Here is a 24,348-nt window from a genome sequence, read left to right on the forward strand (position 1 = left end):
CGGCCGCCGGTACCGGTCCTGTCACGTTCGTGCAGGCCGTCGCGGTGGGGGCCTAGGATGAGCCGGTGCGCGCACGCCTCGTCGACCGGCTGGCGGAGCTGAGCCGGGGGGCCGGCGAGCCCGCGGTGATCGTCGACCGCCCGGACGTGACCGTCGTACGCGGCGGGGGCACCGTACTCAAGGCGCACGCGCCGCGGCTCGACCCCGCCGCTCTCGCCGTCCGGCTGCGGGTGGCGGCGCATCCGCTGCTCGCGGGCATCCTGCTGGCGCCGCTCGGCGGGCTGACAGGGCCCGTCGAGGGCCGGTACGTGAGCCGCTGGCCGTACGGGACCCCGGTGGCACCGGACGCCCCGGAGGCGGCGCCGTGGCGGGAGGCGGGGCACCTGATCGCCCGGCTGCACGCGGTGCCGGCGGACCGGCTGCCGGGCCCCCTGCCGCCGATGTCGGGACCGGCGAACGCGGCCCGCGCCATCGCGGCCCTGCGCGCGGCACAGGCCGCCCCCGCGCCCCGTACCCCCGCTGACTCCAGCCCGCCGCCGGACGGTACCCGCGCGACCGTTCCGGCGCCGCCCGCACCGGAGCGCGTCCCCGCACCGGCCCCCGCTCCGTACCCCGCCCCCGCCCCGGGCCGTACCGCCGCCGCGGTCGTGCTCCGGGCCTGGGCGCGGCTGCCCGCCTGGGCCCGGGACGACGAGCCCCGCGCGCAGCCCCGCTCGCTCCTCTGCCACGGCGACCTCCACCTCGGCCAACTCGTGTGCCACCCCGCCCCCGACGGCCCCTGGCACCTCATCGACGTCGACGACCTCGGCCTCGGCGAGCCCGCCTGGGACCTCGCCCGACCCGCCGCCGGCTACGCCACCGGCCTCATCCCCGCCGCCGACTGGGCCGCCTTCCTCGCCGGCTACCGTGCCGCCCGCGGCCCCGCCGTCGCCCCCGGCGACGACCTCTGGCCGCCCGAGGTCGACGTGCCGGCCCGCACCCTCACCGTCCAGCTCGCCGCCCGCGCCCTCGTGGACGCCGCGACGGGCGCGAGGCCCCTGGACGGCACCGACCACGACCTGCTCGCCGCCTGCGCGCGTATCGCCGGGATGGAGGACGGGACGGAGCCGGGCGGCACATCGTAGGCTGTGCAGCCATGGCCGCCGTCCGTCATCCGTGGCGGCGGAAGAGTTCGAGGAGTTGAGGGCGACCATGCAGTGTCCCAAGTGCCGTGCGCCGATGCAGACGTACAACCGCAACGGCGTGCAGATCGAGCAGTGCAGCGGGTGCCGGGGGATCTTTCTCGACTACGGCGAGCTGGAGACCCTGACCCGGCTCGAGGCCCAGTGGGCACAGCAGGCCCCGCCGCCCCCGCCGCCGCCCGCCCAGGGCGGCTACCCGCAGCAGGCCCCGGGCTGGGGCGGCGGCCACCACGGCGGCGGCCACGGTCACTACGGCCACCGCAAGGGCGGCTTCTCCCGCATGCTGTTCTCGTCCTGACCGGCGGTCTGACAGCGGCCGTACGGCCCCCGCCCGCGGGGGCCGTACGCGCGACCACACGGAGAAGGGCCGGAGCGTCGGCTCCGGCCCTTCTGCTGTGCGCGGTACTGGGATTGAACCAGTGACCTCTTCCGTGTCAGGGAAGCGCTCTCCCGCTGAGCTAACCGCGCGGGCTTGCTGCGGCTAGATACTTCCACGCGCCGACCGCCATCGCAAGTCCATGATCATCGCGTGGCCGTACGGCCCGTGCCACCCGCCGGCGGGCGAGCGGCACGGGCCTGCGGTCACCGGCGAGGGGCCGGTGCCACGGGGATCGCGTCGCCCTACGCGGTGTGCAGCGTCAGCCCGTAGCGGCCGAGGATCTCGTTGACCGGCTGGTACCAGGTCTCGCCGCCGCCGCTGCAGTTGCCCCAGCCGCCGGACGTGACGCCCTGCGCCTGGTCACCGCTGATGAACGAGCCGCCCGAGTCGCCGGGTTCCGCGCAGACGCTCGTCTTGGTGAGCTGGCGCACGACCGCGCCGCCGCTGTAGTTGACCGTCTCGTTCTTGGCCAGCAGCGTGCCGCAGTGCCAGCGCGTGGTGGAGCCGGAGCGGCAGATGGAGGCGCCCACCGGGGCCTCCGCGGAGCCGCGGACGAGCTGGTCGGGCACGGTGCCCCAGCCGAGGACCACGGGGACGGTCCACCAGCCGCTGCCGACATTGACCCAGGCGTAGTCGTTGTCGGGGAAGGACGAGCCCTGGAAGTTGCCGATGTACGAGCGGTCCCAGCCGCTGACCGCCTGGCCCGCGCCGCCGCAGTGGCCCGCGGTGACGAAGCCGCCGTGCACCGAGAAGCCGATGGAGCAGCGGACGTTGCCCGTGTAGTACGGGTCCCCGCCGACGGTGCCGGCGGCGAAGGTGCTCGGCGCCTCGGCGACCGTGCCGACCTCGACGGGACCGGCGGCGCGGGCCCGTTCGAGGAAGGCGCGGACCGGTGCGTCGCCGCGGTGGCCGGCGACGACGTCGACCCGGACGCTGTTGGCGCGCGCGTCCACGTGCCAACTGGCCACCCCGGCAGGGGCGGAGAGCGCGTCCAGGCGCTTCATCGTCGCGTCCAGCCGCGCGGCGCTGTGCTCGACGACGCGTACGTCGGCGCCCGTCGCCCGGACCGCGTCCGCGCGCCGGGTGCCCGTGAGGGCGACGGTGAGCCGGCCGCTGTCCGCGTCGAACCAGGAGCCGCCGTAGGCGGCACCGGCCGCGCGCTCGGCCTTCTTCTCGGTCTCGCCCGCCCGCCGTTCGTCCGCCAGCCGCTCCCGCGCCTGGTCGGCCGTGAGGCCCAGGTCCCGCTGGAGTGCGCGGGCCAGGCCCGGCGAGAGCTCCCGCGCGGAGTCCGCGCCGGCGGCGGGGGCGAGGGCGGCGGCGCCGCCCCAGGTGCTGAGGAGCAGGAGTGCGGACAGGCCGAGCCTTAATCCGAAGGTGCGTCTCACGATGGTGACCTTTCTGCTGTTCCCTCATGTCGAGTGGGGGTGGAACACAGATGGTTGAGAGCGCTCTCAATCGGCGCGCTGTCACCACAGCACGGGCCCGCACGTTTGTCCAGACCTTTCGCAGGCGCGAAAGGCGGCCGCCCGGCCCCGCGGGGACCGGGCGGCCGCCTTTGCAACCGCCGTGCGGCGTACGCCTCTTCGGCCGCGCCTGCTAGAACTCCTCGACCGTGTGCGGCAGCAGCGGCGTGCGCAGCGCCGCGTCGAGCGCGTCGGTGGCGCCCGCGGTGTGCTCGGTCGCCAGGCCCGCGCGGACGGCGGCGGCGAGGGGGGTGCCGCCGAGGTAGGCGGCGGACAGGTCGCGGATGTCGACGGTGAGGTCCGGCGCCGCGTCGGTGCTCTCGTACGCGGCCGGGGCGCCGGGCGCGACGGTGAGCCGGAACGTGCCCTCGTTGGCCGGCACCGCCGGGTCGGTCACCGCCAGCACGACGTCCGCCGCGGCGGCCCAGGAGCGGCGGCGCAGGGCCGTGCCGACGTCGAGCAGCCGCACCCACAGCGCGGGGAACGTGCTCGTGACCCGTACCTGGTCGCGGTCGGCGGCGAAGAGCAGCAGCGGGTCGTCGAGCGGGCGGCCCCAGGCGCGTACCGTGCCGGTCAGGTCCAGGGAGGCGAGATAGCGCCACAGGGCCGCGGCCACGGCGGGGGTGTCCGCCTCCAACTCGTCCAGCCGCACCAGACCCGAGGTCTCCGGACGGTCGCTGTCGCCGTCCTTCGTGCGGTAGACGGCGTAGCCGGCGAGCGGCTCGCCGAGGGCCACGACGCGCGGCCGGGAGAAGTCCTCGTCGTCCGGGTCCTGTTCGGCCATCCATTCCCTGGCCCACCACTCCTCGCTGCGCTCGGGGCGGCCGGCGCGCACGGCGCGGGTGCGGTCGTAGTACGGGCCGAGCAGCGCGGGCGCCGCGGCCGGATCGACCAGCCGCAGGGGCCGCTCGTCGGGGGCGATCCGCAGCCGCAGCGCCTCCCGGGAGTCGATCTCGATGGTGGCGCCGTACGTGCCGGGGCCGAAGCCGAACCGCCCGTAGATCGCGGTCTCCGACGCCCACAGCGCCGCCACCGGCCAGTCCTCGGCCGGGCAGCGCGCGAACAGCTCGGCGATCATCCCGGAGAGCACCCCGCGGCGCCGGTGCGTCGGCGCCACGGAGACGAACGTCAGGCTGGGACAGGGGAGTTCGGCGCCGGGGACGGCCATCGTGAACGGCAGCGCGGCGACCATGCCGACCAGCGTCTCCGCGTCGTACGCGCCGATGCGCAGGCAGCCCGCCAGGAGTTCGTGATGGCGTTTGCGAAGTTCGTTCTCGGGCTTTTCGTGGAAGACCAGATAGGCCAGCTCCTGCGCCCGGTCGATGTCACTTTCGGGTATTTCGCGGACCACAATGGCAGCACGGTCGTTCATATTCTGACACTATCTATCATGACCGATGCCTGCACATCGCTTTCGTGCCAGGTCCCGGGACGGGTGCGCCACGGCCGGGCGGCAACGACGAAGGCGGCCCATGCGCGCGCCGGGCGCGGGCATGGGCCGCCTTCGGGTGGTGGACGATACTGGGATTGAACCAGTGACCTCTTCCGTGTCAGGGAAGCGCTCTCCCGCTGAGCTAATCGTCCGAGGTGGAGACGGGATTTGAACCCGTGTAGACGGCTTTGCAGGCCGTTGCCTCGCCTCTCGGCCACTCCACCAGCGGGGGCCCGGGAGACCCCCATCGAGCGGACGACGAGATTCGAACTCGCGACCCTCACCTTGGCAAGGTGATGCTCTACCAACTGAGCTACGTCCGCCGGTCGTGCTCCGAAGGCGCCCGGTGAGGCGCTTCCGGTAGTCATGAACCTTAGCGGATTCCGGGGCCAGCTCAAATTCGGTTTCGCGCGCGCCCGGCCCGCGCCCGGCCCGCGGACGGCCCGCGGACGGGCCCGTGCCGGGGCGGCGCCCGCCCCGGGCCCGGTGTCCGCCGGCCGCCATAGACTCGCGGCGTGCCCCGCCTCGCCCCGCTCGTCCGCTTCGGCGGTCTCGTCGCCTCCGACCTGCGCGACGTGACCGACGACCCGGCCGCGCTCGACTCCGCGGGCTGGTGGGCCGTCGTCGCCGGGTACGAGGGCCGGACGGTGTGCGCGCGCTTCGGTGACGTACGCCCCGATCCGCACCCGCCCGCCGCCCGCGCGCACCGCTGGCGCGGCCCCGGCGCCGCGTGCTGGACGACCTCCCTCGACCGCGCCGGATACGTGGCCGGGGTGCATCGCATAAGGGAGCGCATCGCCGCCGGCGACGTCTACCAGGTCAACCTCTGCCGCGTCCTCGCCGCCCCGCTCCCCGGACCGGACCAGGACGCCGCCGACGTCGACGCCCTCGCCGCCGTCCTCGCGCGCGGCAACCCCGCCCCGTACGCCGGCGTCGTCCGGCTGCCCGCGCACGGCGTCGAGGTCGCCACCGCCTCGCCCGAGCTGTACCTGCGCCGGGCCGGCCGCGCCGTCGAGTCCGGCCCGATCAAGGGCACCGGCCGCACCGCCGCCGACCTGACCGCCAAGGACCGCGCCGAGAACGTCATGATCGTCGACCTCGTGCGCAACGACCTCGGCCGCGTCTGCACCACCGGCTCCGTCACCGTGCCCGCCCTCTGCGCCGTCGAGGAGCACCCGGGCCTCGTCCACCTCGTCTCCACCGTCCGCGGCGAGCTGGCCCCCGGCGCCGGCTGGGCGGAGCTGATCGGCGCCACCTTCCCGGCGGGATCCGTCACCGGCGCGCCGAAGAGCAGCGCGCTGCGGATCATCGACGAGCTGGAGACCGTCCCCCGCGGTCCGTACTGCGGTGGCGTCGGCTGGGTCGACGCCGACCGCGGCACCGGCGAACTGGCCGTCGGCATCCGCACGTTCTGGATCGACCGGGCCGCGCCCCGCGGCCCGGCGCTGCGCTTCGGCACCGGCGCGGGCATCACCTGGGGCTCCGACCCGGAGCGCGAGTGGCGGGAGACCGAATTGAAGGCATCCCGGCTGCTCGCGGTAGCGTCGGAGGCGGAAGTGACGAGTGAAGGGACCGTACGCCCATGAAGGTCTGGCTCGACGGCGGGCTGCGCGAGGTGGCCGACGCCCGGGTCTCCGTGTTCGACCACGGCATCACCGTGGGCGACGGCGTCTTCGAGACGCTGAAGGCCACCGGTGGCACCGCCTTCGCCCTCACCCGGCACCTGGAGCGGCTTGCCCGCTCCGCCCGTGGCCTCGGCCTGCCCGAGCCCGACCTCGACGAGGTGCGCCGGGCCTGCGCCGAGGTGCTGGCCGCGGAGCCCGTGGCGCACGGCCGGCTGCGCATCACGTACACCGGCGGTGCCGCGCCGCTGTCCTCCCACCGCAGCGATCCGGACGACAGCCGCCCCACCCTGGCCGTCGCCCTGGCCGCCGCCGACCCGCGGCCGGACGAGACGGACGCCGTCACCGTCCCCTGGACGCGCAACGAGCGCGGGGCCGTCGCGGGGCTGAAGACCACCTCGTACGCGGAGAACGTCGTCGCGCTCGCCCGCGCGCACGAGGGCGGCGCCAGCGAAGCGCTCTTCGCGAACACCCGGGACCGGCTCTGCGAGGGCACCGGCTCCAACGTCTTCGTCGTCCTCGGCGGCGAGCTGCACACGCCGCCGCTCGCCTCCGGCTGCCTGGCCGGGATCACCCGGCAGTTGCTGCTGGAGTGGACCGGCGCCCGGGAGACGGACCTGCCGTTCTCGGTGCTCGCGGAGGGCGGCGAGGTGGAGGAGGTCTTCCTGACGTCCTCGCTACGCGACGTCCAGGCCGTACGGCACCTCGACGGCCGCGAACTGCCCGGTGCCCGCGGTCCGGTCACGGCGAAGGCCATGCAGGTGTTCGCGGAGCGCTCCGCGGGGGACATCGACCCGTAGAAGGACCGCGCCACCGGCGGACTCCGCGCGTCCGAGGACGAAGGGGGAAGCGATGACGACCCATCTGCGCCCGGCCGGAGCCGAGCGGCGTGAGCCGGACGGCGGCCGTACGCGCGCGTTCGCCGTGTGCGTCAACGGCCGCCCGGTCGGCGAGGTCGAACTGGCCACCGCCCCGCGCCTCGGCTCCGCCACCGGGCGCGTCCGCACGCTGCGGATCCAGCGGTCCGAGCGCGGCCGCGGCCGGGGCACGGTCGCGGCGCTGGCCGCCGAGGAGGTGCTGCGCGGCTGGGGCTGCCGGGAGGTCCTGCTCAGCCTGGACCCGCGCGCGGAGGTCGGCCTGCGGCTGGCCGCGGCGCTCGGCTACACCGAGACGGGCCGGACGATGGCCAGGGAACTGGCCGCGGTGCCGAAGCTGCCGCCCGGCTCCGCGGTGCGGCCGATGGCCGCGGGTGAGTACCCGGGATGGCGGACGGCGGAGGTGGAGGCGTTCGCGCGCCACTGGCTGGACCGGGGGACGCCGCCCGACGAGGCGCGGAGCCGGGCCGGTGCCGCCCACGACGCCCTGCTGCCGGCGGGCGCCGCCACCCCGGACATGGCGCTGCGGGTCCTGGAGCACGAGGGGGCGGGGGTGGGCACGGTCTGGATCGCGCTGAAGCCCGAGATCGCCACCGGGGGGTACGTCTACGCCGTGACCGTCGTTCCCGAGCACCGGGGGAGGGGCCACGGCCGGACGCTGATGCTCGCCGCCGAGCGCGAGTGCCTGGCGGCGGGGCTGCCCACGCTGGGGCTGCACGTCTTCGCGTGGAACGAGGTGGCGCGGCGGCTGTACGAGTCCCTGGACTACGCGCCCACGGCGTACCACCTGCGCAAGCCGCTGATCTGAAGGCGGGCGGCGGCCCACGGTGCCCCGGCCGGGGGAGGAGGGCCGGGGCGCCGCCTGGCCGTAGGCCCCGGCCTCCGCGCGGGGGGTTCCGCGGGCCCGGGCCCCGCGTCAGTCCGCCGCGGCCAGCAGCCGGTCCGCGATCTCCTCGATCCGCTCGCGCAGCCCCTCCTGGCTCTTGCCGCCGTCCAGGCGCTCGCCCCCGATGACGTACGTCGGCGTGCCCGTCACGCCGATCGCCTTGCCCTCCGCGACGTCCGCGTCCACGATCAGGAAGTGGCGCCCGTCCACGAGGGCCGTCTCCACCTCCGCGGCGTTCAGGTCCAGCTCGCGCGCCGTCTCGACCAGCAGCGGCTCGCCCCGCTTGCCGAACGTCTCCGCCACGGCCAGGACGGCCTCGGCGTACTCCCAGCCCTTCCCCTGCGCGAACGCCTCCTCGGCGGCCTGGGCGCCCGCCATCGCGTGCTGGTGCTTGTCCAGCGGGAAGTGGCGCAGCCGGATGTCGAGCCGGTCCCCGTAGCGCTCCCGCAGCGCGCGCAGGTCGGTGAGCGCCGTCCGGCAGTCCGGGCACTGCAGCTCGCACCAGACGTCGAGGACGGGCGCACCGTTCACATCGTTCTCCATGGACGCCAGTCTTCCAGGCTCCGAGGGGTGGCGCCGTCTCGGTCCTGCGGACGACCCGGACCCGGAGATGTCCCCCATGACGTGCCGCACCATGGCAATCGCGGCGCGTTCCGGTGCACGATGGAGACATGTTCACCACCACGGTATGCGCCGCGCTCTCCGCGGCGGGGCTCGCGATCGCGCTGTTGACCGCATACCGGCGAAGGTTCCGGCGGGCGACGAAGATCGCTGCCCTGTCGCTGGTGCCCGTCGGCCTGGCCATGGCGGGGCTGGTCAAGCTCGGCGGCAAGGTAGGCAGGGCCACGGGGGACTGGGCCACGGATCTCGTCTTCAAGCCCTCCGTCTGGGGCGGCTTCGGCGTGCTCGCGGTCGCGGTCGTGCTGTGGGTCGCCCAGCGCTTCGCCGGCGAGCGCGCCAAGCGCAAGGCCGGCGGGGGCGCCGCGGCCCCCGCGGCGGCGCCCGCGGCGTCGCAGCCCGCGCTGGGCGCCGGCCGGGGAGGCAAGTCGCGCGGCTCCGCCCCGGCGACGACGGGGCGGCGGGGCTCCGGCTCCGGCTCCGGGGACGAGGACTTCTCGGACATCGAGGCGATCCTGAAGAAGCACGGAATCTGACGCTACGGGCCCGCCGAACTACCCTGCGCAGCCGCGAAGTCGATCTCTGTCGACAAGAATTGATCATGCGCGGCCGATCTTCGTGAACAGGCCGGGTTTTCCTGGCGTGTTGCCCACTTGGGCATGCGTGCCTGCGCAATTATCTGCGCGAGATGAACGACCACACGCCCGCACCGCGGCCTCCCGCCCCCGCCGAGACCCGCGGCTGCCTCTTCGCCCTGTCCCAGCCGCCGTTGATGCTCTTCCTCACCGTCGTGGGCGTGCTGATCTTCGGCACTTCGGTCTACGACCTCATCGGCTGGTGAGCGCCGCCCCGCCGGCGGCCCCGGCCGCCGCCTTCCCGTTCCCGTTCCCGTTCCCGTTCCCGTTCCCGTTCCCGTTCCCCGTCCCGTTCTCCGCCGCCGCCTCGCGCTGCCGGGCGCGGTACGCCGCCACGTGCAGCCGGTTGCCGCAGGTGCGGCTGGAGCAGTAGCGGCGGGAGCGGTTGCGCGAGTAGTCGACGAAGGCCCGGCCGCAGTCCGGCGCCTCGCAGCGGCGCAGCCGCTCGCGCTCGCCGGCGACGACGAGGAACGCCAGCGCCATCCCGCCGTCCGCGGCCAGATGTTCCGCGACGGAGGCGCCGGGCGCGAAGTAGTGCACGTGCCACTCGTACCCGTCGTGGTCCGTGAGCTGCGGCGTGGTGCCGGCGGCGGCGACGATCGCGTTGAGCCGCTCCGCGGCCGTGCGGTCGTCAGGCGCGGCGAAGACGGCCGAGAGGTCCCTCCGTACGGCCCTGACCGCGTCCAGGTCGGAGCGGCAGAGCGCTTCCAGCCCGCTGATCTCGTGCTCGTCGACGAAACTCTGGAGCGCCCTCACGTCCACGAGCACGTCCGCTTCCTCGCCCCCGTCCCCGGCGTCCGTGTTCAGCAGCGCCACGACGATGTCTAGCGCGCACCGGGTGTCGTGATTGATCAGCACCGTTCCGCTCCCCTGGTCGGGCCGCGCGTTCCCCTGGTCGGTCTGACGCCGACTCTAGCCAACGCGTGACACCGCCGTCGCCCAGTGGAACGACGGCGGGTGCAGTGATGCGGTTGTCCGGTGGGGTGTCCGGCCGTCTCCCCGAGGCGGACGGCTACGGACGGTGAGGTCGTAGGGGTTCAGCTCTCCGCGAGGATGTGCGAGAGCTCGGTGTCGAGGTCGAAGTGGCGTGGCTCCGTCCCGGGCGGCACGGCGGCGTCCGTGCGCTTCAGGAAGGACTCCAGCGCCCGCGCGGGGGCTTCGAGCAGTGCCTCGCCCTCGGGCGAGCTGAGGGCGATGCAGACGACGCCCTGGCCGTGGCTTCTGGATGGCCAGACGCGGACGTCGCCGGTGCCGGTCGGGCGGTGGAGCCCTTCGGCGAGCAGATCGCGGGCGAACACCCATTCGACCGTCTCTTCTGCGCCCGTGTGGAAGGTGGCGTGCACGGCGTAAGGATCCGCGGTGTCGTACCGCAGACCTGCGGGGACAGGCAGGGAAGACTCGCTCGACACAACGAGGCGCAGGTGCAGCTCGCAGCTGACCGTGTGGTTCATAAGCGCCAGGGCCTTTCGCTCAGTGTGCGCTCGGGGATTCGCACGTCGGCGAAGTCGACATGCCACCTACCGGGGCGTTGTAAACCCCTCTGACTGTTTTGCGATGTTTTTCGTAGTTCGTACGGCCTAGTGAGGGTTCTCGGAGCAGGGCCGTTCCGGTGAACTCTCCGACACGCATAGTTTGCGCTCTCTGGATGCGGAGAGTAACGAGAACTGGGCACAGTGTGACGGAGGCGCGCGGAGGGTGCGTCGGCGATGGCCGGTAAGGGGCATACGGGGATGCTCACGCCGGGTGACGTCGGGCGTCCCCAGTGTGCGGCTGCGTCGCGCGGAAGTGACCCTCTGCTGCCCTGCCGCGGCAACGGGTTTGAACGCCGACCCCACCGCCCTGTATGGTTCTGACCGCGCCACCAAGGCGCTCCAGGGCGATTAGCTCAGGGGGAGAGCGCTTCGTTCACACCGAAGAGGTCACTGGTTCGATCCCAGTATCGCCCACAGAGACGAAGGCGATCTGCATCCGCAAGAAGCACGGACGCAGATCGCCTTCGTCGTTACCGCGCGGCTCCGCCGCGGGGGCTTCGCCCCCGCACCCCCGCTTCCCGGCGACGGGGTACACCGCAACGCCAATCGAGTCAGGCCACCGTCGCCAGGCCGGACGTGCGCAAGGGCCAGGCCGGGTCGCAGCGTTCGTCCGAGCCCGTGCGCGCGAACCACGCCGTCAGGCCGCGCGCCTGCGCGCCGTGCCAGGCCGCCTGCCGCTCGTGCAGCTCCGGTGCGGTCAGCTCGCCCAGCCGGTCCGCGTACCGTTGCCCGATGGCCCGTACGAGACGCAGCGCCGCCGTCGCGTCCGCGCCCGCCTCATGGGCGCCGGCCAGCTCCACGCCGTAGTGCTCGCACAGCGCCGTGAGCGTGCGGCTGCCCTTGCGGTAGCGGTCGAGGTGACGGTCCAGCACCAGCGGGTCCAGCACGCACAGCGGCGCGCCGCCGAGGTACTTCGGCAGGGAGGAGGCGCGGTGCCGGCGTAACTCGCGGTCCAGCAGCGTCAGATCGAACGGTGCGTTCATCACCACCAGCGGTACGTGGCTCGCGCACTGCGCCGCCAGGGCCTTGCCGACCTCCTCCATCACCGGCGCCGGCCAGCGGCCCAGACGCTGCAGATGCGCCAGCGTCAACCCGTGGACCGCCGTGGCCGCGGCCGGGATCTCCACGTCGGGGGAGACGAGCCACGAGGTACAGCGGGGCGGCGAAGTGATGTGGGGCTGGACGACGACGGCTGCGGAGAGTATCCGGTCGCGTTCCACGTCCACGCCGGTCGTCTCGGTGTCGAAGGCGGCCAGCGGCCCCTCGTACCAGAGCGTCATCAGCCCAACTCCCTGGAGTTTTATGGTGGGTGGGGTCGTTCCCACCCGACCGGGTGATACCCCCAACGCCCCTCGTTCGAACAATGGTTGTTTGGCGGAGAGCCCGTGCGGTGACAACAGAGAGTGAGGGCCGGGCGCACCTCGGCCGCCCGTGGCGGGGCCGGCCCCCGTCAGCTACCGACAGCGCGTGGAAGGCAGTTGGGCCATGGCCCTCACCCGGCCGGAACCGCGCGGTCCGCTCCTCGGGCGGACCGCACCGCGGCGCGGCGCTCTCGCCGCGACGGCGTGCACGGAGACGCTGCGGACCGGCTGTCCGCACGCGGTCGTTGCCGCTGCCCGCTGCACCCCGGTGCAGCCCTTCCCCGGCAGCGGCATCGACCGGCACGTCCGGGTGCGGGCCGGGTGCGACCGGGCCGGCCACGCGCTGACCCGTGTCTTCGCCGGCCGTGCGCTCCACGCGCTCACCGCCCGGGCCGGCAGGGGAGGGAGACCCTGATGTACCGGCAGCCTCCGGAGCCCGACCCCGCCCATACGGACCCCGCCGTGCTCGGCGCCCTCCTCGCCCGCCATGGCTGGCGCCGGCACGGCGGTTCCACCGGCCGGTACGCGCGCTTCACCCCGCCCGGCGACGCACCGGGCGGCGCCGGCGTCCTCGTACCGGCCGACCGCGCCTTCCCCGACTGCACCGACCTGCTCGCCGAAGCGCTCAGCGCGCTGGCCCGCAGCCCCGAGCCGTCCGCCCCGCTCGTCCTCACCGCGGTGGCCGTGCCCAGCGACGAGGTGAGCTGGGAGTACGGTGCCGGGCGGCGCGCCGGGCCGGCCCGGTGGGCCGACGCCGAGCGGCTGTCCGCCGCCGCCCGCGCCATGCTGCTGGCCGGTGCGCTCGCCGCCCGCCGCCCCGCGGGCTTCCACGGCGCCCGGCTGCGCCCGCATGCCGCGCGGGACGTCGAGCAGACCCTGCTCGGCTCCGGCGCCCACGCCGCCCGGCTCACCGCCTTCGTCCCCGCGCCGGAGAGCCGCGCGGTCACCACCACGCTGCTCCGTGCCCTGCGCGGCACCCGCGAAGCGGTGGACCGCCATCACACCACCGGGGCCATGGACGACTTCGACCACGCCGTCGGACTCGGCGTGTGCCACGAGCTGGCCGAGGCCCTGACCGCGCTTGTGCGCGGCACGGACGGCGTGCGCATCGCCCTGGCCTGGGCGCCCGCGTACCCGCCGCCGGAGGGCTTCGCCGCCGCCCCCGAACCTACGGAGTTCACCCCCGGCGACATCCCGGCCCTGCAGCGGGCCGCCGTGCGCTACCGGAGCCGGGAGCCCTCCCTCCCGGTCCGGCTCACCGCAGCCGTCACCCGGCTCAGCCGGACGGCAGCCACCGGCCGGGGCCGGGTGCGGCTGCGGGTACTCGCGGGCGCGGACGTCACCGAGGTGCGCACGTCGCTCGGCGAGGAGGAGTACCGCGTCGCCGGCCAGGCACACCTGGCCGGCGTCCCGGTGCGGCTCAGCGGCATGCTGGAGAGCCGCGGCGGCTTCCGGCGGCTGACCGGGGCGTCGGGGGTGCGGCCCGTACCGGTGGCGGACGCCGAGGGGGACCGGCTGCCGAAGGCCCACGAGCACCTGGACTTCTGCGACGAGGCGTACGGCGACGGCTGAGAGCACCGGTCCGCGCACGCGACGCCCGATTTCGCGGTGCGCCCCCCCGGCTCGGTACGATTCACGCCGTGCCGCCGCCGCGTGCGGCACCCCGTTCCCGTGAAGGAGACCCCGTGTCCGACGTCCGTGTGATCATCAGCCGCGATGCCGCCGAGCGGGAAGAGCGCGTGGTCACGACGGGCACGACGGCCGGCGACCTCTTCCCCGGCGAGCGCACCGTGATCGCCGCCCGCGTCGCAGGCGCGCTGAAGGACCTCGCGTACGTGGTCGCCGACGGCGACGAGGTCGAGCCGGTGGAGATCGACAGCCCCGACGGGCTGGACATCCTGCGGCACTCCACGGCCCACGTCATGGCCCAGGCCGTGCAGGAGCTCTTCCCCGAGGCCAAGCTCGGCATCGGCCCGCCCATCAAGGACGGCTTCTACTACGACTTCGACGTCCCCGAGCCCTTCCACCCCGACGATCTCAAGCGCGTCGAGAAGAAGATGCAGGAGATCGTCAAGCGTGGCCAGCGCTTCTCCCGCCGCGTCACCACCGACGCCGACGCCCGCGAGGAACTGGCCGCCGAGCCCTACAAGCTGGAGCTGATCGGCCTCAAGGGCAACGCCGCCGACGCCGCGGAGGGCGCGTCCGCGGAGGTCGGCGCCGGCGAGCTGACGATCTACGACAACCTGGACGCCAAGACCGGCGAGCTGTGCTGGAAGGACCTCTGCCGCGGCCCCCACCTGCCGACGACGCGGCTCATCCCCGCCTTCAAGCTGATGCGCTCCGCCGCCGCGTACTGGCGCGGCAGCGAGAAGAACCCGCAGCTCCAGCGGATCTACGGCACGGCCTGGCCGTCGCGGGACGAGCTGAAGGCGCACCTGGAGTTCCTGGCCGAGGCCGAGAAGCGCGACCACCGCAAACTCGGCACCGAACTGGACCTCTTCTCCATCCCCGAGGACATCGGCTCCGGCCTGGCGGTCTTCCACCCCAAGGGCGGCGTCGTGCGCCGCGTGATGGAGGACTACTCGCGCCGGCGGCACGAGGAGTCGGGCTACGAGTTCGTCTACACCCCGCACGCGACGAAGGGGAAGCTCTTCGAGAAGTCGGGCCACCTGGACTGGTACGCCGACGGCATGTACCCGCCCATGCAGCTCGACGAGGGCCAGGACTACTACCTCAAGCCCATGAACTGCCCGATGCACAACCTGATCTTCGACGCCCGCGGCCGCTCGTACCGTGAGCTGCCGCTGCGCCTCTTCGAGTTCGGGACCGTCTACCGGTATGAGAAGTCCGGCGTCGTGCACGGCCTCACCCGGGCCCGGGGCTTCACCCAGGACGACGCGCACATCTACTGCACCAAGGAGCAGATGGCCGGCGAGCTGGACTCGCTGCTGACCTTCGTGCTGAACCTGCTGCGCGACTACGGCCTGGAGGACTTCTACCTGGAGCTGTCCACCAAGGACCCGGAGAAGTCCATCGGCTCCGACGAGGTCTGGGAGGAGGCCACCGAGATCCTGCGCCGGGCCGCGGAGAAGCAGGGTCTGCAACTGGTCATGGACCCGGGCGGGGCGGCGTTCTACGGGCCGAAGATCTCGGTGCAGGCCAAGGACGCCATCGGCAGGACGTGGCAGATGTCCACGATCCAGGTGGACTTCAACCTCCCCGAGCGCTTCGACCTGGAGTACACCGCCGCGGACGGCTCGCGGCAGCGGCCCGTGATGATCCACCGCGCCCTCTTCGGCTCCATCGAGCGGTTCTTCGCCGTCCTGCTGGAGCACTACGCGGGCGCCTTCCCGGCGTGGCTGGCGCCGGTGCAGGTCGTCGGCATCCCGATCGGCGACGACCACGTGCCGTACCTTCAGGAGGTCGCGGCGAAGATGCGGGCCCGCGGGCTGCGGGTCGAGGTCGACTCCTCCTCCGACCGGATGCAGAAGAAGATCCGCAACGCCCAGAAGGCCAAGGTCCCGTACATGCTCATCGCGGGCGACGACGACATGGCCAAGGGCGCCGTCTCCTTCCGCTACCGCAGCGGCGAGCAGAACAACGGCGTGCCGATCGACGACGCGATCGACGAGGTGGCCCGCGCGGTCGCGGAGCGCGCCGGGTCGTGATCCTGCGCGGCCGGGGGCGCCGGGCCGGGCCCGGCGCCCGGTCGGCGGGCCCGTACGCCATATGCTGCTGAGCATGACCAGTGAGCCGGAGCAGCAGCTCGGGGTCGGCACCCCGGATCAGTTCCAGCGGCTGTGGACACCGCACCGCATGGCGTACATCCAGGGGGAGAACAAGCCCACCGGCACCGCCGCCGGCGACGGCTGCCCGTTCTGCGCGATCCCGGAGAAGTCCGACGAGGACGGGCTGATCCTCGCCCGCGGCGCACAGGTCTACGCGGTGCTGAACCTGTACCCGTACAACGGCGGCCACCTGATGGTCGTCCCGTACCGGCACGTCGCGGACTACACCGAGCTGACCGGCGAGGAGACCGCGGAGCTGGCGGTCTTCACCAAGCGCGCGATGACCGCCCTGCGCGCCGCGTCCGGGGCCCAGGGGTTCAACCTCGGCATGAACCAGGGCCCGGTCGCGGGCGCGGGCATCGCCGCGCACCTGCACCAGCACGTGGTGCCGCGATGGGGCGGCGATACGAACTTCATGCCGGTCGTCAGCCACACCAAGGTGCTGCCCCAACTCCTGGCGGACACCCGGGCGATGCTCGCCGCCGCCTGGCCCGCGGACTAGCAGCGGCCCGTACCGCCCGCGCAGGTCCGTGGTGTCCGACCGGGGTCGGATTTCCGGGGTTTCGTGCACACTGGATCCGAAAGCGGGGGTTCGGCCCCCCGCGTGCGCGGCGGTGTGCAGGGGGGCACAGATGTCGGGTGACGAGACGGTCGTCTACGCGGAGAGATCGTGGAACCCGCTGGCGGCGAAGGTGCGGCTGACGGCGGACGGGTTGTCCCTGGCGCGGGGCTCGTACGTGCGGGCCGGGGACATGAACCTGATGGCCATGGCCGAGGCGTACGTGCGGGGGAAGTGGCTCGGCGGGCGCGGGACGGAGCGCGCGCTGGCGCGGATCAGGAACGGGCCCGGTGCCGTGCCCCTGACCCGCGTGACCGGTTCCGCCCAGGTGATCCGGGTGCGGCAGGCGGCGGCGTTCGCCGGGGCCCTCGGCGAGCTGGCCGTGGAGCTGAGCGGCGGGCCCGCGGAGGTCGCCGCGGCCGGGCGGCGGGCCGAGGAGGAGGGCGTGCCGCTGTGGATGGCACGGCGGTCCGCAGCGGGGCCGCACGGCGGCATGGTGACGGTGGCCCTCGACCGGCGGCTGGTGCGCGCGGACGTGTGGGCCGCGGGGGTGCCGGGGACGCCCGCGGTGCGGCTGCGCGGAGAGGCCGGCCTCACCACGGAGGAAGTGCGGACGAGGAATCCACCGCTGACGGTCACCGTGGCCGGGCGCCCGGCCGTCCTCACCGTTCTCGACTCCTCGGCCCGGGGGTTGGTCGCCCGCCTCCGGACGGCGAGGACGCAGTGGGAGCTGGAAGGGCGGGACGTCGAGTCGTCCCGCTTGCTGCGGGGCGGGCGCCCGGTGGCCCTTCTCACCCGGCGCCGCGACTTCGAGGTGCGGTACGCGGCGGTGGAGCCGCTGAGGGACGTGCGGTACGAGTCCGGCGACCCGCTGGACGCGGTGGTGGCCCACTTCTTCGGTGCGGTGTGCGGTGCGGGAGACGAGAACGCGCTCATCCGCCTCGGCACGGTGGAGCCGGTGCGGGACCCGTACGGGGCCGGCGGGGCGGACGGTGCGCAACGCGGCTGGGACACCCCGTACTCCACCGACCTGGGCCACTCGCCCTCCGGCGGCGCCGGCGGGGGCTGGTTCGACGGCGGTGGCCACGACAGCGGCGGTGGCAGAGGAGGCGACGGCGGCGGGTGAGCCCGGGGCGCCCCGGGCCGGTGGCGCCAGGGCCGCCCCGGCCGCTCAGCCCGCCGACTTCGCCAGCGCCTGCGCCAGGTCCGCCCACAGGTCGTCCGGGTGCTCGATGCCCACCGACACCCGCACCGTGCCCTCGCCGATGTCCATCGCCGCCAGCGCCGCCGCGTCGAGCTGCCGGTGCGACGTGCTCGCCGGGTGCATCACCAACGTCTTGACGTCCCCGAGCGACGGGCTCAGCAGCGCCAGCCGCAGCGACTCGACGCACCTGCGCCCCGCGTCCCGGCCGCCCGCCAGGTCGAACGCCAGCACTCCGCCGCCGGCGGCCAGCAGCCGGGCCGCCGTCGCGCGGTCCGGGTGGTCCGGCAGCCCCGGGTGGCGGACCCGGGCGACCGCCGGGTGGACGGCGAGCCGTTCGGCCAGCGTCAGGGCGGTCGCGGACTGCCGCTCGACGCGCAGCGCCAGGGTCGCCATGCCCCGCAGCGTCAGCCACGCCGCGAACGGGTCGGCGGCGGCGCCCTGTTCGACGGCGTGCGCCCAGACCCGGCGGCGCAGCCCGGCGTCGCGGAAGACGGCGACCCCGCCCAGGACGTCGGCGTGGCCGCCGAGGTACTTCGTCGCCGAGTGCACGACGACGTCGGCGCCGTGCTCGACCGGGCGGCAGAGCAGCGGGGTCGCGAAGGTGTTGTCGACGACGCCGGTGACCCCGGCCTCCGCGGCGGCGGCCAGGAGCGCGGGCAGGTCGGTGACGGCGGTGGTGGGGTTGGCGATGGTCTCCAGGTAGAGCACCCGGGTCCTTGGCGTGCACGCGGCCCGTACCTCGTCGGCGTCCCGGCCGGAGACGTACGTGACCGACACCCCCCAGCGCTCCGCCAGATCGGTCAGCGTCGCGTAGGTGCCGCCGTACAGGGAGCGCTGCGCGACGACGTGGTCGCCCGCGGAGAGGAGGCTGAGCAGCACGGCGTTGATCGCGCCCATGCCGGACGCGAACGCCAGCCCGCCCGCGCCCCCTTCGAGGTCGCTGACGGCCTCCTCCAGCGCGCGGACGGTCGGGTTGCCGAAGCGGCTGTAGAGGTACGCGCCGTCCGGGTCGTGGAAGGCGGCGGCCATCGCGTCCGCGGAGCCGAACGAGAAGACGTGCCCCTGGTGGATCGGCACGGTCACCGGGCGGCTGCCCTCGGGGACCGGCACGGGCGGGTGGGCGGTACGGGTCGAGGGGTGCAGGTCGGCGCTCATGGTGAAAGTCTCCGCGGTGAATGGGTTGCCGGAACAGGGCCAATTCCGGGAGATTGGTCCGCCATGGACACCGACGACGTGCGGGCCTCGGAACTGGTGGCCGCCCTGGGCCGGTGGTCGGCCGGGCGCGGCCCGCTGTACGTGCTGCTCGCCGCCCGGCTCCGGCGGCTGGTCGACGAGGGCCGGCTGCGCCCGGGCGCCGCCCTGCCGCCGGAGCGCGCGCTCGCGACGGCGCTGGCCGTGGGGCGCACGACGGTGGTCGCGGCGTACGGCGTGCTGCGGCAGGAGGGCCGCGTCGTCCGGCGGCAGGGGAGCGGCACCCGCGTCGCCGAGGCGGCGCTCGTGCCGGGCCGTACGGCGGAGACCGCGAACCCGCTCTTCCTCAACCTGCTGGAGCCGGCCGACGGCGTGATCCTGCTGAGCTGCGCCGCCCCGGACGGCCCGCCGCCCGAACTGGCCCGCGCCTACCGGGACCTGGCCCTGCCCGCGACCGGTCTCGGCTACCACCCCGCCGGGCTGCCCGCCCTGCGCGCCGCCGTCGCCGCCCGCTACGCCGCCCGCGGCATCCCCACGGACCCGGCGCAGATCCTCGTCACCACCGGCGGCCAGCAGGCGCTGGCGCTGCTGACCCGGCTCTTCGTCGCCCCCGGCGACCCGGTGCTGGTCGAGGCGCCCGCGTACCCCGGCGCGCTGGACCTGTTCCGGGAGGCGGGCGCCGTGCTGCGGCCCGTGGCGGTGGGGCCGCACGGGATCGACGTGGACGCCGCCGTGCGGACGCTGGCGGAGCACCGGCCGGCGCTCGCGTACGTCGGCTCGGTCTACCAGAACCCGACCGCCGCCGTGCTGCCCCCGCTGCGCGGGCGGCGGCTCGCGGAGGCGGCGGGGCACTTCGGCGTACCGCTGGTGGACGACGAGGTGGTGGCGGACCTCGCGTTGGAGGGCGCCGCGCCGCCGGCGCTCGCCGCGGGCGCGGACAGCGCCGAGGTCATCAGCGTCGGGTCGCTGAGCAAGGTGGTCTGGGGCGGCCTGCGCATCGGCTGGGTGCGCGCCCCCGCGGGCGTCGTCACCCGGCTCGCCCGGCTGAAGGCCGTCCACGACCTCGGCACCGACGTGCCGGCGCAACTCGTCGCCGTCTCCCTGCTGGCCGCGTACGAACCGCTGCTCGCCCGCCGCCGCGCCGAACTGCGCGCCGCCCACGGCCACCTGCGCGCCGAACTGGCCCGGCTGCTGCCCTCCTGGGTCTGCCCGCCGGTGCCCGGCGGGCAGACGGTGTGGGTGCGGCTGCCGTACGGGGACGGGGTGTCCTTCGCACAGGTCGCACTCCGGCACGGGGTCGCCGTCCTGCCCGGCGCCTGCGTGGACGCCGCAGGGGGAAGCGGCCCGTACCTGCGGCTGCACTTCTGCTCCCCGCGGGACGTGCTCACCGACGCCGTCGAGCGGCTGGCCGCGGCCTGGACGGCGTACGACGGGAGCAGCCGGCCGGCGACGCCCGCGGCCCTCGGCGGCGTGACGGTGTGAGCGGGGCAGAACCCCCGCCCGTGTGCGCCGTGCGCGCCGTCAGCCGTCGTACACGTCCGCCTGCCGCGGCTCCGCGCTCTGCACCATCCCGCTGAGCGCCATCGACCGGCCGGCGAAGTTCGTGGTGTCCACGTTGTTCTCCTCCAGCACCCGCAGCGCGGCCTGGTGCACCACCCGCAGCACCGGCGTCGCCGCGCGCAGCGCGTCGTCCGCCATGAAGCGGTGCCGCCACGGCTTGTCCGCCCACACGTGCCGCAGCCCGAAGGGCTCGGGGAGCTTCAGCTTGCCGCCCAGGTAGTCGAGGAGCGGCGGGTACCAGGTGAACGGCGCCCGCGCGGCCAGCCGCACCACCTCGCGGGTGCGGACCAGGGGGAGCGGCTTCTCCTTGGTCTCCCAGAACTTCATGCCGCTCACGGTCTTCGTCTCGCGGCTGGGCTTGCTGGTGAACAGCGGGTGCACCGGGCCCAGCGCGTGCCCCGTGACCTCGATGCGCAGCGTGTGGTGCAGCACGGTCACCGAGACCAGCAGCGTGATGACCAACTGGCCGTCCCAGAGCGTGAACTGCACACCCAGATAGTGCCGGTTGCCGGCGCCGAACTGCTGCTCGTTGCAGATCCGCTGGACCTCGAAGTCCCGTACGGAATAGCCGTCGACGATCGTGCCGCCGGGCCGGGCGACCTCGCCGGCGCCCTCGCCTATCGGCGAGACGATCCAGTGCTTTATCGCGGGCGCCGGGAAGCCGCCGGTGTGCAGCGGGGTGCGCTCCAGCATGCGCAACTGGTCGTGCACCGCCTTGACGATGTCCCAGCTCCGGAAGGGGTTGATCTCGCCGCCGGACTCCTTCGGCTTGAGGTCCTCCGCCAGGTGCCAGGCGCCCCAGCGGGTGCCCATGCCGAGTATCCCCTTGGGGCCCGCGTAGAAGACGACGTTGCTGTGCTGCTCCGCCGACAGCTTCGCCAGGCCCAGCCGCAGCCGCTCCGCGCTGGCCTCGCCGGGGTTGCTCGGCACCGCCTCGGGGATCTTGGCGCCGAGGCCGCCGCCGGACAGCAGCGCCGTCCAGTGCTCGCGCAGGCCCTTGGCGTACTTCTCGCAGATCCGGTTCGCCCAGAACCAGCCTATGATCGGCGCGACCAGCAGGCCGCGCAGATAGATGTAGAGCAGGCCGTCGAGCGGCATCGTGAGGAAGAGGTAGATGGCCGCGACGCCGATAAGGCCCAGCAGCACGTACCCCACCGCGCCGACTCGCTTGTCCGACGCGCCGGCCAGGGTGCGGCGGAGCTGGAAGACGCCGAGCCAGAGCAGCACCCCGGGCAGGAACAGCAGCCCGAAGACGCCCATGACCACGGTGAGCCGGGTGTCGCGCTCCTTGCGGTAGCGGTTGGCCGCCAGGCAGTGCTCCAGCACCGCCTGCGGTTCCGTGCCGAACGACTGGATGAGCGGCTTGCGGCCGTCGGCGAGCATACGCACCGTGACGGCGCGCGCGAACGCCTCGCCCAGGTTCGGCTCGAAGAGCGACAGCCGGCCCTTCTTGAATTCCGACTTGCTCCAGTCGTTGTTGGCGTCGAGGAGTTTGGTGACGGCGCTGTCGCGGTACGCCGTGGAGGCGAGCGCGTGCGTCGCCGCCGTCTGACCCTGGGCGCCGGAGAGCGGCACCTGTGCGCGCGGGGCGAAGTCGAACTCCAGCCCCTCAGAACCTGCCACTGCCGCCCCCAACGCCGCGCGTCCGCCCCGGTGATGGGGCCAGGCCCGCGGGCAGCGGGCCCGACCACCAATGTGCCCCAGCCTAGCCGCGGTCAACCGTCGCGGGCCTGCCGATCACGGATCTTGGCCGCCAACTGCTGCGGCATCGGCTCGTGTCTGGCGTAGGAGCGGTCGAACCGGCCGGTGCCGTGCGACAGGGAGCGCAGATCCACCGCGTACCTGCCGATCTCGAACTCCGGCACCTCCGCGCGCACCAGCGTCCGGCCGCCGCCCGCCTGCTCGGTGCCGACCACCCGGCCGCGCCGCCCGGACAGGTCGCTCATCACCGGGCCCACGTACTCGTCGGCGACCAGCACGCCGATCTCGGCGACCGGCTCCAGCAGATGGATCTGCACCTGCGCCGCGGCCTCCCGCAGCGCCAGCGCGCCCGCCGTCTGGAACGCGGCGTCGGACGAGTCCACCGAGTGCGCCTTGCCGTCGACGAGCGTGATCCGTACGTCGACCAGCGGATAGCCGGTGGCCACGCCCTTGACCGCCTGGCCGCGTACGCCCTTCTCCACCGACGGGATGAACTGCCGCGGCACCGCGCCGCCGACCACCTTGTCCACGAACTCGATACCCGAGCCCTCCGGCAGCGGCTCGACCTCGATCTCGCAGATGGCGTACTGCCCGTGGCCGCCGGACTGCTTGACGTGCCGCCCGCGCGCCGCCGATCTGCCCGAGAACGTCTCGCGCAGCGACACCTTGTGGTCCACCGAGTCGACCTGCACGCCGTACCGCGTGCGCAGCCGCTCCAGCGCGACGTCGCGGTGCGCCTCGCCCAGGCACCAGAGCACCAACTGCCGGGTCGACGCGTTCTGTTCCAGCCGCATCGTCGGATCCTCGGCGCACAGCCGCGCCAGACCCTGCGACAGCTTGTCCTCGTCCTGCTTGGTGTGCGCCTCGATGGCCACCGGCAGCAGCGGGTCGGGCATCACCCACGGCGCCATCAGCAGCGGCTCGTCCTTGGCCGACACGGTGTCGCCGGTCTCCGCGCCGTTCAGCTTGCCGACGCAGGCGATGTCGCCGGCGATCGCCGCGTCCAGCGGGCGCTGGAGCTTGCCGAACGGGGCGGTCAGCGAGCCGATCCGCTCGTCGGTGTCGTGGTCCTCGTGGCCGCGGTCCTCCATGCCGTGCCCCGAGACGTGCACCGTCTGTTCGGGGCGCAGCGTGCCGGAGAAGACGCGCAGCAGCGACAGTCTGCCGATGTACGGATCCGAGGACGTCCTGACCACCTCGGCGGCCAGCGGCCCGGCCGGGTCGCAGGCCAGCCCCGGGCGCTTCTCGCCGCGCACGGTGGTCACGTCGGGGATCCGGCGCTCCAGCGGGGTGGGGAAGCCGCCGGTGATCAGCTCGAGCAGCTCGACCGTGCCGAGACCCTGGGTGCCGCCGTCCGCGGCGGGTGCGGCGGCCAGCACCGGGTGGAACACCCCGCGCGCGACGGCCTTCTCCAGGTCCTGCACGAGTGTCTTGACCTCGACGTCCTCGCCGCCGAGGTAGCGCTCCATGAGGGACTCGTCCTCGCTCTCGGAGATGATCCCCTCGATGAGCCGGTTGCGCGCCTCCTCGATCAGCGGCAGCTCCTCCTCGCGGGGCGGTCTGTCCTCGCGGGCGCCGGAGGTGTAGTCGAAGACGCGCTGCGTGAGCAGGCCGATCAGCCCGTGCACGGGCGCGTGGCCGTCCGCCGCCTGCTCGCCGAGGAGCGGCAGGTACAGCGGCAGCACGGCGTCGGGGTCGTCGCCGCCGAACGCCTCCCGGCAGGTCTCCGTCATCTGGTCGAAGTCGGCTCTGGCGGCGTCCAGGTGCGTGACGACGATCGCCCGCGGCATCCCTACCGCCGCGCACTCGTCCCACAGCATCCGGGTCGCGCCGTCCACGCCGTCCGCGGCCGAAACGACGAAGAGGGCCGCGTCCGCGGCGCGCAGACCGGCCCGTAGCTCCCCGACGAAGTCCGCGTAGCCGGGGGTGTCCAGCAGATTGATCTTGATGCCGTCCCATTCCACCGGGACCAGCGAGAGCTGCACCGAGCGTTGCTGGCGCTGTTCGATCTCGTCGTAGTCGGATACGCAGCCGCCGTCCTCGACCCGGCCGGCCCGGGTGAGCGCCTTCGTGGTGAACGCCAGCGCCTCCACCAGCGTCGTCTTACCGGATCCGCTATGGCCGACCAGCGCCACGTTCCGAATGTCGGAGGGCCGGGCGGCCGCCGCTGCCCTGCCGGCGGCTCCGGGGTGTGCGTTTGCCTTGTCACCCATGTGTCTCGCCTCCGTCTGACACGTGCGGTGCATTCGAGCTTTGCACCGCGGTCAGACCCCGTCCATAGCACGGACGGCTTCGGAAACGGCGAGCGGCCGGACGTGCGTACGGCCCGGCCGGTCAGGGGCGTACGGCCCGCGCGGCCCC

General features: G+C 74.1%; 21 protein-coding genes, 5 tRNA genes and 1 pseudogene. 14 read left to right on the top strand and 13 right to left on the bottom strand.

Annotated elements, in window-relative coordinates; translation table 11 throughout:
• The first annotated feature begins 65 nt into the window (after nucleotides 1–65).
• Together FB457_RS04710 and FB457_RS04715 are read left to right on the top strand one after the other, a co-directional pair.
• Nucleotides 66–1,124 (top strand): phosphotransferase, encoded by a 1,059-nt coding sequence (locus FB457_RS04710; protein WP_047014753.1) that lies wholly within the window; start codon nucleotides 66–68, stop codon nucleotides 1,122–1,124.
• A 67-nt stretch (nucleotides 1,125–1,191) separates the two neighbouring features.
• Nucleotides 1,192–1,479 (top strand): TFIIB-type zinc ribbon-containing protein, encoded by a 288-nt coding sequence (locus FB457_RS04715; RefSeq protein ID WP_047014752.1) that lies wholly within the window; start codon nucleotides 1,192–1,194, stop codon nucleotides 1,477–1,479.
• A gap of 98 nt (nucleotides 1,480–1,577) precedes the next feature.
• Here the strand turns inward: FB457_RS04715 and FB457_RS04720 are convergent.
• The 6 genes from FB457_RS04720 to FB457_RS04745 form a co-directional block, all read right to left on the bottom strand.
• A tRNA-Val gene (locus FB457_RS04720) sits at nucleotides 1,578–1,649 on the bottom strand.
• A gap of 153 nt (nucleotides 1,650–1,802) precedes the next feature.
• Entirely contained in the window at nucleotides 1,803–2,945 is a 1,143-nt protein-coding gene (locus tag FB457_RS04725) for a S1 family peptidase (protein WP_047014751.1), read from the bottom strand.
• Nucleotides 2,946–3,156: 211 nt separating this feature from the next.
• Entirely contained in the window at nucleotides 3,157–4,374 is a 1,218-nt protein-coding gene (locus tag FB457_RS04730; protein ID WP_145781275.1) for a GNAT family N-acetyltransferase, read from the bottom strand.
• A gap of 158 nt (nucleotides 4,375–4,532) precedes the next feature.
• Nucleotides 4,533–4,607 (bottom strand) — tRNA-Val (locus tag FB457_RS04735).
• A 1-nt stretch (nucleotide 4,608) separates the two neighbouring features.
• Nucleotides 4,609–4,679 (bottom strand) — tRNA-Cys (locus FB457_RS04740).
• A gap of 26 nt (nucleotides 4,680–4,705) precedes the next feature.
• A tRNA-Gly gene (locus FB457_RS04745) sits at nucleotides 4,706–4,778 on the bottom strand.
• Between the two features lie 192 nt (nucleotides 4,779–4,970).
• Between FB457_RS04745 and FB457_RS04750 the strand changes: the two genes are divergently transcribed.
• The 3 genes from FB457_RS04750 to FB457_RS04760 are packed head-to-tail and all read left to right on the top strand — an operon-like array spanning nucleotide 4,971 to nucleotide 7,760.
• Nucleotides 4,971–6,041, top strand: coding sequence for a chorismate-binding protein (locus FB457_RS04750; RefSeq protein WP_145780939.1), 1,071 nt, complete (start codon nucleotides 4,971–4,973; stop codon nucleotides 6,039–6,041).
• A complete protein-coding gene (locus FB457_RS04755) occupies nucleotides 6,038–6,877 on the top strand; it encodes an aminotransferase class IV (protein ID WP_047014748.1) in 840 nt (279 codons plus the stop codon). The genes FB457_RS04750 and FB457_RS04755 overlap by 4 nt, the downstream gene beginning before the upstream one ends.
• A gap of 52 nt (nucleotides 6,878–6,929) precedes the next feature.
• Nucleotides 6,930–7,760: a GNAT family N-acetyltransferase gene (locus tag FB457_RS04760; protein WP_047014747.1), complete on the top strand. Its 831-nt coding sequence runs from the start codon at nucleotides 6,930–6,932 to the stop codon at nucleotides 7,758–7,760.
• A gap of 108 nt (nucleotides 7,761–7,868) precedes the next feature.
• Here FB457_RS04760 and FB457_RS04765 read toward each other — a convergent pair whose 3' ends face one another.
• Nucleotides 7,869–8,381: a DsbA family protein gene (locus FB457_RS04765; protein ID WP_047014746.1), complete on the bottom strand. Its 513-nt coding sequence runs from the start codon at nucleotides 8,379–8,381 to the stop codon at nucleotides 7,869–7,871.
• 128 nt (nucleotides 8,382–8,509) lie between these two features.
• Here FB457_RS04765 and FB457_RS04770 point away from each other — a divergent pair, with 128 nt between their 5' ends.
• Together FB457_RS04770 and FB457_RS35100 are read left to right on the top strand one after the other, a co-directional pair.
• Nucleotides 8,510–8,992 (top strand): hypothetical protein, encoded by a 483-nt coding sequence (locus tag FB457_RS04770; protein WP_047014745.1) that lies wholly within the window; start codon nucleotides 8,510–8,512, stop codon nucleotides 8,990–8,992.
• A 152-nt stretch (nucleotides 8,993–9,144) separates the two neighbouring features.
• Entirely contained in the window at nucleotides 9,145–9,297 is a 153-nt protein-coding gene (locus FB457_RS35100; RefSeq protein ID WP_164492506.1) for a hypothetical protein, read from the top strand.
• Nucleotides 9,298–9,391: 94 nt separating this feature from the next.
• On the opposite strand, the pseudogene FB457_RS04775 reads toward FB457_RS35100, so the two are convergent.
• Both FB457_RS04775 and FB457_RS04780 read right to left on the bottom strand, forming a co-directional pair.
• Nucleotides 9,392–9,949 (bottom strand): annotated as a pseudogene (locus FB457_RS04775) (CGNR zinc finger domain-containing protein); the annotation flags it as partial.
• A gap of 179 nt (nucleotides 9,950–10,128) precedes the next feature.
• Nucleotides 10,129–10,542, bottom strand: a complete 414-nt coding sequence (locus FB457_RS04780) for an SsgA family sporulation/cell division regulator (protein ID WP_018836768.1) — start codon at nucleotides 10,540–10,542, stop codon at nucleotides 10,129–10,131.
• Nucleotides 10,543–10,965: 423 nt separating this feature from the next.
• Between FB457_RS04780 and FB457_RS04785 the strand changes: the two genes are divergently transcribed.
• Nucleotides 10,966–11,037: transfer RNA gene (locus FB457_RS04785), tRNA-Val, on the top strand.
• 137 nt (nucleotides 11,038–11,174) lie between these two features.
• Here FB457_RS04785 and FB457_RS04790 read toward each other — a convergent pair.
• A complete protein-coding gene (locus FB457_RS04790) occupies nucleotides 11,175–11,903 on the bottom strand; it encodes a 3'-5' exonuclease (protein WP_047014743.1) in 729 nt (242 codons plus the stop codon).
• Between the two features lie 187 nt (nucleotides 11,904–12,090).
• Between FB457_RS04790 and FB457_RS04795 the strand changes: the two genes are divergently transcribed.
• From FB457_RS04795 to FB457_RS04815, 5 genes are all read left to right on the top strand, one after another.
• The gene (locus tag FB457_RS04795) at nucleotides 12,091–12,399 is read left to right on the top strand and encodes a hypothetical protein (RefSeq protein ID WP_145780943.1); all 309 of its coding nucleotides are present in this window, start codon (nucleotides 12,091–12,093) and stop codon (nucleotides 12,397–12,399) included.
• A complete protein-coding gene (locus FB457_RS04800; RefSeq protein ID WP_145780945.1) occupies nucleotides 12,399–13,556 on the top strand; it encodes a hypothetical protein in 1,158 nt (385 codons plus the stop codon). Before FB457_RS04795 ends, FB457_RS04800 begins: the two co-directional genes overlap by 1 nt.
• Nucleotides 13,557–13,669: 113 nt before the next feature.
• Nucleotides 13,670–15,652 carry a threonine--tRNA ligase gene (gene thrS / locus FB457_RS04805; RefSeq protein WP_047014740.1) on the top strand — a complete coding sequence of 661 codons (1,983 nt, stop codon included), beginning with the start codon at nucleotides 13,670–13,672 and terminating at the stop codon, nucleotides 15,650–15,652.
• Nucleotides 15,653–15,713: 61 nt separating this feature from the next.
• Nucleotides 15,714–16,274, top strand: coding sequence for an HIT family protein (locus FB457_RS04810; RefSeq protein ID WP_047014739.1), 561 nt, complete (start codon nucleotides 15,714–15,716; stop codon nucleotides 16,272–16,274).
• 130 nt (nucleotides 16,275–16,404) lie between these two features.
• Nucleotides 16,405–17,457: a hypothetical protein gene (locus tag FB457_RS04815; protein WP_145780946.1), complete on the top strand. Its 1,053-nt coding sequence runs from the start codon at nucleotides 16,405–16,407 to the stop codon at nucleotides 17,455–17,457.
• 45 nt (nucleotides 17,458–17,502) lie between these two features.
• Here FB457_RS04815 and FB457_RS04820 read toward each other — a convergent pair whose 3' ends face one another.
• Entirely contained in the window at nucleotides 17,503–18,690 is a 1,188-nt protein-coding gene (locus FB457_RS04820; protein WP_047014737.1) for a trans-sulfuration enzyme family protein, read from the bottom strand.
• Between the two features lie 63 nt (nucleotides 18,691–18,753).
• Here FB457_RS04820 and FB457_RS04825 point away from each other — a divergent pair, with 63 nt between their 5' ends.
• Nucleotides 18,754–20,208 (top strand): aminotransferase-like domain-containing protein, encoded by a 1,455-nt coding sequence (locus FB457_RS04825; RefSeq protein WP_145780949.1) that lies wholly within the window; start codon nucleotides 18,754–18,756, stop codon nucleotides 20,206–20,208.
• A 39-nt stretch (nucleotides 20,209–20,247) separates the two neighbouring features.
• Here FB457_RS04825 and FB457_RS04830 read toward each other — a convergent pair whose 3' ends face one another.
• Together FB457_RS04830 and FB457_RS04835 are read right to left on the bottom strand one after the other, a co-directional pair.
• Nucleotides 20,248–21,861, bottom strand: coding sequence for a hypothetical protein (locus FB457_RS04830; protein WP_078898602.1), 1,614 nt, complete (start codon nucleotides 21,859–21,861; stop codon nucleotides 20,248–20,250).
• Between the two features lie 140 nt (nucleotides 21,862–22,001).
• Nucleotides 22,002–24,200 carry an elongation factor G-like protein EF-G2 gene (locus FB457_RS04835; protein ID WP_145780951.1) on the bottom strand — a complete coding sequence of 733 codons (2,199 nt, stop codon included), beginning with the start codon at nucleotides 24,198–24,200 and terminating at the stop codon, nucleotides 22,002–22,004.
• Nucleotides 24,201–24,348 lie beyond the last annotated feature (148 nt).

The organism is Streptomyces sp. CNZ287, assembly GCF_007827615.1.

Bases quoted from the DNA above. Each gene is read 5' to 3' on its own strand.
- FB457_RS04715 (WP_047014752.1), top strand. From the start codon at position 1,192: ATGCAGTGTCCCAAGTGCCGTGCGCCGATGCAGACGTACAACCGCAAC.
- FB457_RS04755 (WP_047014748.1), top strand. From the start codon at position 6,038: ATGAAGGTCTGGCTCGACGGCGGGCTGCGCGAGGTGGCCGACGCCCGG.
- FB457_RS04760 (WP_047014747.1), top strand. From the start codon at position 6,930: ATGACGACCCATCTGCGCCCGGCCGGAGCCGAGCGGCGTGAGCCGGAC.
- FB457_RS04765 (WP_047014746.1), bottom strand. From the start codon at position 8,381: ATGGAGAACGATGTGAACGGTGCGCCCGTCCTCGACGTCTGGTGCGAG.
- FB457_RS04770 (WP_047014745.1), top strand. From the start codon at position 8,510: ATGTTCACCACCACGGTATGCGCCGCGCTCTCCGCGGCGGGGCTCGCG.
- FB457_RS35100 (WP_164492506.1), top strand. From the start codon at position 9,145: ATGAACGACCACACGCCCGCACCGCGGCCTCCCGCCCCCGCCGAGACC.
- FB457_RS04780 (WP_018836768.1), bottom strand. From the start codon at position 10,542: ATGAACCACACGGTCAGCTGCGAGCTGCACCTGCGCCTCGTTGTGTCG.
- FB457_RS04790 (WP_047014743.1), bottom strand. From the start codon at position 11,903: ATGACGCTCTGGTACGAGGGGCCGCTGGCCGCCTTCGACACCGAGACG.
- FB457_RS04800 (WP_145780945.1), top strand. From the start codon at position 12,399: ATGTACCGGCAGCCTCCGGAGCCCGACCCCGCCCATACGGACCCCGCC.
- FB457_RS04810 (WP_047014739.1), top strand. From the start codon at position 15,714: ATGCTGCTGAGCATGACCAGTGAGCCGGAGCAGCAGCTCGGGGTCGGC.
- FB457_RS04815 (WP_145780946.1), top strand. From the start codon at position 16,405: ATGTCGGGTGACGAGACGGTCGTCTACGCGGAGAGATCGTGGAACCCG.
- FB457_RS04820 (WP_047014737.1), bottom strand. From the start codon at position 18,690: ATGAGCGCCGACCTGCACCCCTCGACCCGTACCGCCCACCCGCCCGTG.
- FB457_RS04825 (WP_145780949.1), top strand. From the start codon at position 18,754: ATGGACACCGACGACGTGCGGGCCTCGGAACTGGTGGCCGCCCTGGGC.
- FB457_RS04835 (WP_145780951.1), bottom strand. From the start codon at position 24,200: ATGGGTGACAAGGCAAACGCACACCCCGGAGCCGCCGGCAGGGCAGCG.